This window comes from Cellulomonas hominis (genome assembly GCF_005239125.1).
Lineage (GTDB): Bacteria > Actinomycetota > Actinomycetes > Actinomycetales > Cellulomonadaceae > Cellulomonas > Cellulomonas hominis_A.
This window is the reverse complement of record NZ_SZYE01000203.1, coordinates 1-6,478: the sequence shown is the minus strand read 5'-3', so window position 1 is coordinate 6,478 and position 6,478 is coordinate 1. Positions and strand designations below refer to the sequence as shown.

The window sequence follows — 6,478 nt, the reverse complement described above, 5'->3', positions numbered from 1 at the left end:
GCTCGCCGCGTCGGGTGCCGCCGTGGGCCTCGCGCGGCCCGCCAGCCGGTGGCCGTTCGGGGCCGCGATGGCCGTCGCCGCCGTCGCGGTCGTGCTGCTGGTCGTGCAGGGGTGACCCGCGCGCCGGGCCCCCGGACGGCCCGCCCGGCCCGACCGGTCGCGGCCGCGAGGGACGGAGTGCAGCATCGTGCCATGTCCCGCATCGCGGCCGTCGCCCCCGTGCTCCCCGAGCACGTCTACCCCCAGGCCGAGATCACCGCGGAGGTGGCGGGGCTGGTGACCCGGGACCCCCGGCGGCGCACCCTGCTGGAGCGGGTGCACGCGTCGAGCGGGATCGACACCCGGCACACGGTGCTGCCGCTGGAGAAGTACGCGGGCCTGACGTCGTTCGGCGAGACGAACGACGTGTTCCTGCGCGAGGGCCTGGAGCTCGCCGCGCGCGCCGTCACCGAGGCGCTGGGCGCGGTCGGGCTGCGGCCCGCGGACGTCGACCACGTGTTCTTCACCACCGTCACCGGCGTCTCGGCACCCTCGCTCGACGCGCTCCTCGTCGCGCGGCTCGGGCTGCGGCCCGACGTGCGGCGGGTCCCGAGCTTCGGCCTGGGCTGCGCCGGCGGGGCGGCGGGCCTCGCCCGGGTCGACGACCACCTGGCGGGGCACCCCGACGAGCTCGCGGTGCTGCTGTCGGTCGAGCTGTGCTCCCTCACGCTGCAGCACGACGACGACTCGACCGCGAACCTGGTCGCCAGCGGGCTGTTCGGCGACGGCGCGGCGGCTGCGGTGCTGGTCGGCGACCGGCGTGCGGCGGCCCTCGGGCTGGACGGCCCGGCCGTGGCCGGCACCCGGAGCGCCCTCTACCCGGGGACGGAGCACGACCTCGGGTGGCAGGTGGGCGCGTCGGGGTTCCGCATCGTGCTGTCCGGCGGGATGGCGGACACCGTGGCCGCGCACGCCGCCGAGGACGTCGCGGCCCTGCTCGCGCCCCTCGGCGCGGACGTCGCGGACGTCGCCCGCTGGGTCGTGCACCCGGGCGGGCCGAAGATCCTGGACGCGGTCGCCGACGCGCTCGGGCTCGGCCCGGCGGCGCTCGCCGGGTCGCGCGCCGTCCTCGCCCGCGCGGGCAACCTGTCGTCGGCCGCGGTGCTGCACGTGCTGGCCGACGTGCTCGCGGGACCCCCGCCCGACCCGGGCGCCCTCGGCGCCGTCCTGGCCTTCGGGCCCGGGGTCGGCGCCGAGCTGGTCGCGCTGCGCTGGCCGGGGGCGGCGTCGTGAGCTCGCTGGCGTGGTTCGACGTCCTGGTCGCGCTCACGGCGGTCGAGCGGCTCGTCGAGCTCGTCGTCTCCGCCCGGAACGCCCGCTGGTCCTCCGCCCGGGGCGGCGTCGAGTCCGGGCGCGGGCACTTCCCGCCGATGGTCGCGCTGCACACGGGCCTGCTCCTCGCCTGCGTGCTGGAGGCGCACCTGGCCGACCGGCCGTTCCTGCCCTGGCTCGGCTGGCCCGCGCTGGTGCTCGTGCTGGCGAGCCAGGCGCTGCGGTGGTGGTGCATCGCGACGCTCGGACCGCGGTGGAACACCCGCGTCATCGTCGTGCCCGGCCTGCCCCTGGTCGACCGCGGTCCGTACCGGTGGATCCCGCACCCGAACTACGTCGCGGTCGTCGTCGAGGGCATCGCGCTGCCGCTGGTGCACACCGCCTGGGTGACCGCGCTCGCCTTCACCGTGCTGAACGCCGTCCTGCTGCTCGGGTTCCGGATCCCCGCGGAGGAGCGCGCGCTGCGCGCGGCGGGCGGGGGCGCCGGCGCCGTGCCCGCGCCGGGGCGGTGACCGGCTCCCCCGACGTCGACGTGCTGGTCGTCGGCGGCGGGCCGGTCGGGCTGGCGGCCGCCCTGGAGGCGCGCCGCGCCGGGCTGTCCGCGCTGGTCGTCGAGCCCCGCGGCACCCCCGTGGACAAGGCGTGCGGGGAGGGCCTGATGCCCCGGGCCGTCGACCTGCTCCGCCGGTGGGACGTCGACCCCGCGGGGCGGCCGCTCGCGGGGATCGCGTACGTGCGGGACGACCTCCGGGCCGAGCACCGGTTCGCCGGCGCGCCGGGCCGCGGGGTGCGCCGGACGGTGCTGCACGCGGCGCTCGCGGAGCGGGCCCGGGAGGCGGGGGTCGAGCGGCTGGCCGCCCGGGTCGGCGAGCTGGCCCAGGACGGCGCCGGGGTGACGGCGGCCGGGGTGCGGGCGCGGTGGCTGCTCGGGTGCGACGGGCTGCACTCCGCGGTCCGGCGGCTCGCGGGTCTCGAGGCCGGGCCACGGGGCGGGGCCGCCCGCCGGTTCGGCGTCCGGCGGCACTACCGGGTCGCCCCGTGGACGGACCTCGTCGAGGTGCACTGGGGCCGCAGCGCCGAGGCGTACGTGACCCCGGTGGGTCCCGGGCTCGTCGGCGTGGCCCTGCTCGGGCCCGCGCCGGTCGACGTCGACGCCGAGCTGGCCGCCATGCCCGCCCTCGCCGACCGGCTGGCGGGCGCCCCGGTCGACGCCGCCGACCGCGGCGCCGGCCCGCTCCGGCAGCGCACCCGCGCGCGGACCGCCGGGCGGGTGCTGCTGGTCGGCGACGCGTCGGGGTACGTCGACGCGCTCACCGGCGAGGGGCTGCGGCTCGGGTTCGCGCAGGCCGTCGCGGCCGTCGCGCACCTCGACGACCCCGCGGGGTACGAGCGGGCGTGGGCGGCCGCGACCCGGGACTACCGGCTGCTGACCTCGACGCTGGTGGCCGTCGCGACCTCCCCGCTGCGCCGCGCCCTCGTCCCCGCGGCGGTGCGCCTGCCCCCGGTGTTCGCCGGGGCGGTCGAGCGCCTGGCGCGCTGACGGCCCGCGGGCACGGCCGGGCGCACCGGCCGCCCCCCCTCCGCCGACCGGGCGCGCACGGCTCGGCTACCGTCGCGCGGGTGACCCGCTCGCTCCCGGACACGACCCGGACCGCCACGGCCGACGACGGCACCCCGCTGCGGTGGCGCGACCAGGGGGCCGGCAGCCCGGTGCTGCTCCTCCAGGGCCAGGCGACCGCCGTGGCCGGCTGGGACCGGGTGGCCGCCGACCTGGCGACGGAGTTCCGCGTCCTGCGCACCGAGCAGCGCGGCGTCGCGGGCACCGCGCCCGGTCCGGGCGGCCGCGTCCCGGACGGCCTCACGACGCGCGACCTGGCCCGGGACGTCCGGGCGGTGCTCGACGCCGCCGGGGTGGCGCGGGTGCAGGTCGTGGGGCACTCGATGGGCGGCAAGATCGCGCAGTGGCTCGCGGTCGACGCCCCGGAGCGGGTGGCGTCGCTCGTGCTGCTGGCGACCAGCGCGGGCCCGGGCGACGGCGTGCCCCGGGACGCCGCGGCGCACCGGCTGCTGCTCGGCGGCGACGGGACGGCGCGCACCCGGCTGTTCTTCGACGACGCCTGGGCGGCCGCGCACCCCGAGGAGGTGCGGGCGTTCTTCGCGCTCGACGCCGACCGGCCCACCCTCCGGGCCCTGTACCGGGCGAGCACGGAGCACGCCGCGCTGGACGTCCTCGGACGGGTGGCCGCCCCGACGCTCGTCGTGCACGGGACCGAGGACCGGCTGGCGGCGCTCGCGTCGGCGGAGCGGCTGGCGGCCGAGGTCCCCGGGGCGCGGCTCGTCGCCGTGCCGGGGGCGCGGCACGGGCTGCACCTGGACAGCGCCGAGGCGGCCGCCGCGGTGCGGGCGTTCCTGCGCGCGCACGCGGGCGGCTGACCGGCGCGCGGGGCGCGACGCCGTCCCGGCCCTGCCCGGCCGGGCCCGGCCCGGTCCGGTCCGGTGCCGGGTCTGGCGTGCGCGCCGGCGCCGGGCTTGACTGGTGGCCCGGCGAGCCGCACCTGGGGGGACGACCATGACCGCGACCGATCCGCACGACCTGCGCGGGGCCACCCTCGTCGAGGCCGACCTGCGCGGCGCCCGGCTGATCCGCGCCGACCTGTCGGGTGTCGTCATGCGCGGCGTCGAGATCGACGGTGCCGACATCGACGCGCCCTGGTTGCTCGACGGAGGCTCCCTCCTGGTCAACGGGGTCGACGTGGCGCCCCTGGTGGACGCCGCGCTCGACCTCCGGTTCCCGGGGCGGTCCGAGCGGCGCGCCACCGACCCGGACGGCCTGCGGCGGGCGTGGGCCGCGGTCGAGGCGACCTGGGCCGCCACGCTGGAGCGCGTCGCGGCGCTGCCGGCGGGCACCGTGGACGTCCAGGTCGACGGCGAGTGGTCGTTCGCGCAGACCGTGCGGCACCTGGTCATGGCGACGGACACGTGGCTGCGCGGTGCGGTGCTCGGCGTCGAGCGGCCGTACCACCCCATCGGGCAGCCGAACGTCGAGTACGCGGCGGACGGCCACGACCCCTCGGTGTTCTCGGCCGGCGCGCCCGCCTGGGACGAGGTGCTGGCGGTGCGGGAGGGGCGGGTCGCGATGGTGCGCGACTACCTGGCGGCCGTCACGCCGGCGGACCTGGCCGGGACCCGGCCGAACCCGTGGGCGCCCGAGCACCCGGAGACGGTGCTGTCCTGCCTGCACACGATCCTCGAGGAGGAGTGGGAGCACCACCGGTACGCCCTCCGCGACCTCGACGCGATCCGCTGACCCCGGCGGGGGTGGCGGGGTCACGCCGGGCGCCGGGCCACCACGAGCCGGAATGCGTTCCGGAACCGGTACGACCCGTCGCTCCGCCGGAACCGCTCGGCTGCCGCGACGACGACCGGCCCGCGCTCCGCGATCCCGGCGGCGTCCTCGCCGAGCAGCAGCCCCCGCACGAGCGCCGGCTCGTCCGGCGCGGTCCACGGCGTGTCGACGAGCGCCACGTGCTCGACGACGAGCCCCGCCCCCGCGAGCAGCGCGCGCACCGGCCCCTCCCGGCGCAGCGGCTCCTCGGGCCCGGGCTCCTCGCCGTCGTCGGCGGCCAGCGCGGCGTCGACGACGTCGAGCTCGCACCGGTCCCGCTCCGCCCAGCCGCCGACCGCGAGCAGCCCGCCCGGCGCCAGCACCCGGCTCGCCTCCGCGACCGCCGCGGCGGGGTCGTCGGCCAGGTGCAGGACGTTCACGGCGGCGACGACACCGAACGCGCCGTCCGGCCAGGGCAGGTCCTCGGCGTCCGCGACCCGGACGTCCGCCGCGGGTGCGGCCCGCCGGGCCCGGGCGACCATGCCCGGCGCGACGTCCGCGCCCGCCGCCGTCACGCCCCGGGCCGCCGCCTCGGCGAGCAGCTCACCGGTGCCGCAGCCGACGTCGAGAAGCCGGGTGCCGGGGCCGGCCCCGGTCGCGTCCAGCAGCGCCGCGCGGGCCGGGCGGGCGACGCCGCCCCAGGACGCGGCCCAGTCGCCGGCGAGCGCGGTCCAGGGGTCGTCGTGCACGTCCCCCAGTCTCCCCCGCGCGCCGGCCGGCTCAGTCCGCCCAGACCCGCAGGTGGTCGAACCGCGCCGTGGCCCGGGGCGCGACCCCGTCCCAGCCGTGCGCCACCAGCCCGACGCGCAGGTCCGTGCCCACCGGGAACGTCCACACGCCGCCGGCGACCCAGGTCGTGCCGTCGGTGCTGGTCAGCGCGCGCACCTCGTGCTCGCCCGCGGCGTCGGTCCGGTGCACGAGCCGCAGCCACGTGGTGTCCGCGGGCGGGCCGACGATCGTCCCGCCGTACGACAGCCGCCCCGCGTACGGCCGCTCGTGGCCGAACTCGGTCTGCCGGGTGTTCCAGATCGCGACGTGCGACAGCCGGGCGAACAGGTCGTCGTCGGCGTAGGCCACCAGCCCCGCCTGCTGGTAGTTGCGCACGTCGTCGGTGCCGAGGTCGACGGACACCACGGTCTCGGCGGTCCAGTCGCCGTCGGGGACGTCCCGGAGCAGCAGCCCCGCGTCGTTCCCGGTACCGGTCAGGTCGGCCTGCTCGACCGGCCACACGAGCGCACCGTCCGCGACGGTGACCTGCGGGTCCCGCACCGTGGTCCAGCCGGGGCCCAGGTCCCCGTCGAACGTCACGTCGTCCACCAGGTCGCCCGGTACGGGCAGCGGCTCGACGTCGGTGACCCGCTGGGCCAGCGGCACCGCGCTCAGGTCGTCCACGTGCACCCCGGAGGTCCGCGCGACCGCGCCGGCGCTGCCCGGCCGCAGCCGCTGCGGCAGCTCGAGCACCACCTCGGCGAGCGGGTCGCCGAGCCGCGCCTGGCTGACCTCGGCCCGGGCGAGCCGGCCCTCCACCTCGAGGACGACCGCGTGCCACGTCCCCCAGTCGACGCCGGGGGGCAGCGGGACGGCGGCGCGCGCCGACCCGGACCGCACCACGAGCTCGCCCGCCGCCGGGTCGACGACGGCGGTCACGCCGCTGCCCGGCCGCGCGGCGCCCCGCGTCCCCGCCGGGCCGGCCGAGGCCGCCGAGCCTCCGGCCGAGCCCGCCCGGCCCAGGCCGAACCCGACGACCTCGTCCGGCCGCCCCGGGAGGCGCACGACCGCCTC

At 79.6% G+C, this 6,478-nt stretch carries 6 protein-coding genes and 1 pseudogene; 5 read left to right on the top strand and 2 right to left on the bottom strand.

Going from position 1 to position 6,478, the window contains the following annotated elements; all coding sequences use genetic code 11:
* Positions 1 to 192 precede the first annotated feature (192 nt).
* The 5 genes from FA014_RS17005 to FA014_RS16985 all read left to right on the top strand — a co-directional run bounded on the left by FA014_RS17005 (position 193) and on the right by FA014_RS16985 (position 4,618).
* Positions 193 to 1,272, top strand: coding sequence for a type III polyketide synthase (locus FA014_RS17005; RefSeq protein ID WP_154730825.1), 1,080 nt, complete (start codon positions 193 to 195; stop codon positions 1,270 to 1,272).
* Positions 1,273 to 1,277: 5 nt separating this feature from the next.
* Positions 1,278 to 1,823, top strand: coding sequence for an isoprenylcysteine carboxyl methyltransferase family protein (locus tag FA014_RS17000; protein WP_154730826.1), 546 nt, complete (start codon positions 1,278 to 1,280; stop codon positions 1,821 to 1,823).
* A complete protein-coding gene (locus FA014_RS16995) occupies positions 1,820 to 2,851 on the top strand; it encodes an NAD(P)/FAD-dependent oxidoreductase (protein ID WP_154730824.1) in 1,032 nt (343 codons plus the stop codon). Before FA014_RS17000 ends, FA014_RS16995 begins: the two co-directional genes overlap by 4 nt.
* An 80-nt stretch (positions 2,852 to 2,931) precedes the next feature.
* Positions 2,932 to 3,744, top strand: a complete 813-nt coding sequence (locus FA014_RS16990; RefSeq protein ID WP_154730823.1) for an alpha/beta fold hydrolase — start codon at positions 2,932 to 2,934, stop codon at positions 3,742 to 3,744.
* 136 nt (positions 3,745 to 3,880) lie between these two features.
* On the top strand, positions 3,881 to 4,618 hold the full coding sequence (locus FA014_RS16985) for a DinB family protein (RefSeq protein ID WP_154730822.1): 738 nt from the start codon (positions 3,881 to 3,883) through the stop codon (positions 4,616 to 4,618).
* A 20-nt stretch (positions 4,619 to 4,638) separates the two neighbouring features.
* Here FA014_RS16985 and FA014_RS16980 read toward each other — a convergent pair whose 3' ends face one another.
* On the bottom strand, positions 4,639 to 5,385 hold the full coding sequence (locus FA014_RS16980; RefSeq protein ID WP_230323311.1) for a class I SAM-dependent methyltransferase: 747 nt from the start codon (positions 5,383 to 5,385) through the stop codon (positions 4,639 to 4,641).
* A gap of 31 nt (positions 5,386 to 5,416) precedes the next feature.
* Positions 5,417 to 6,478, bottom strand: a pseudogene (locus FA014_RS20185) (DUF1349 domain-containing protein); the annotation flags it as partial.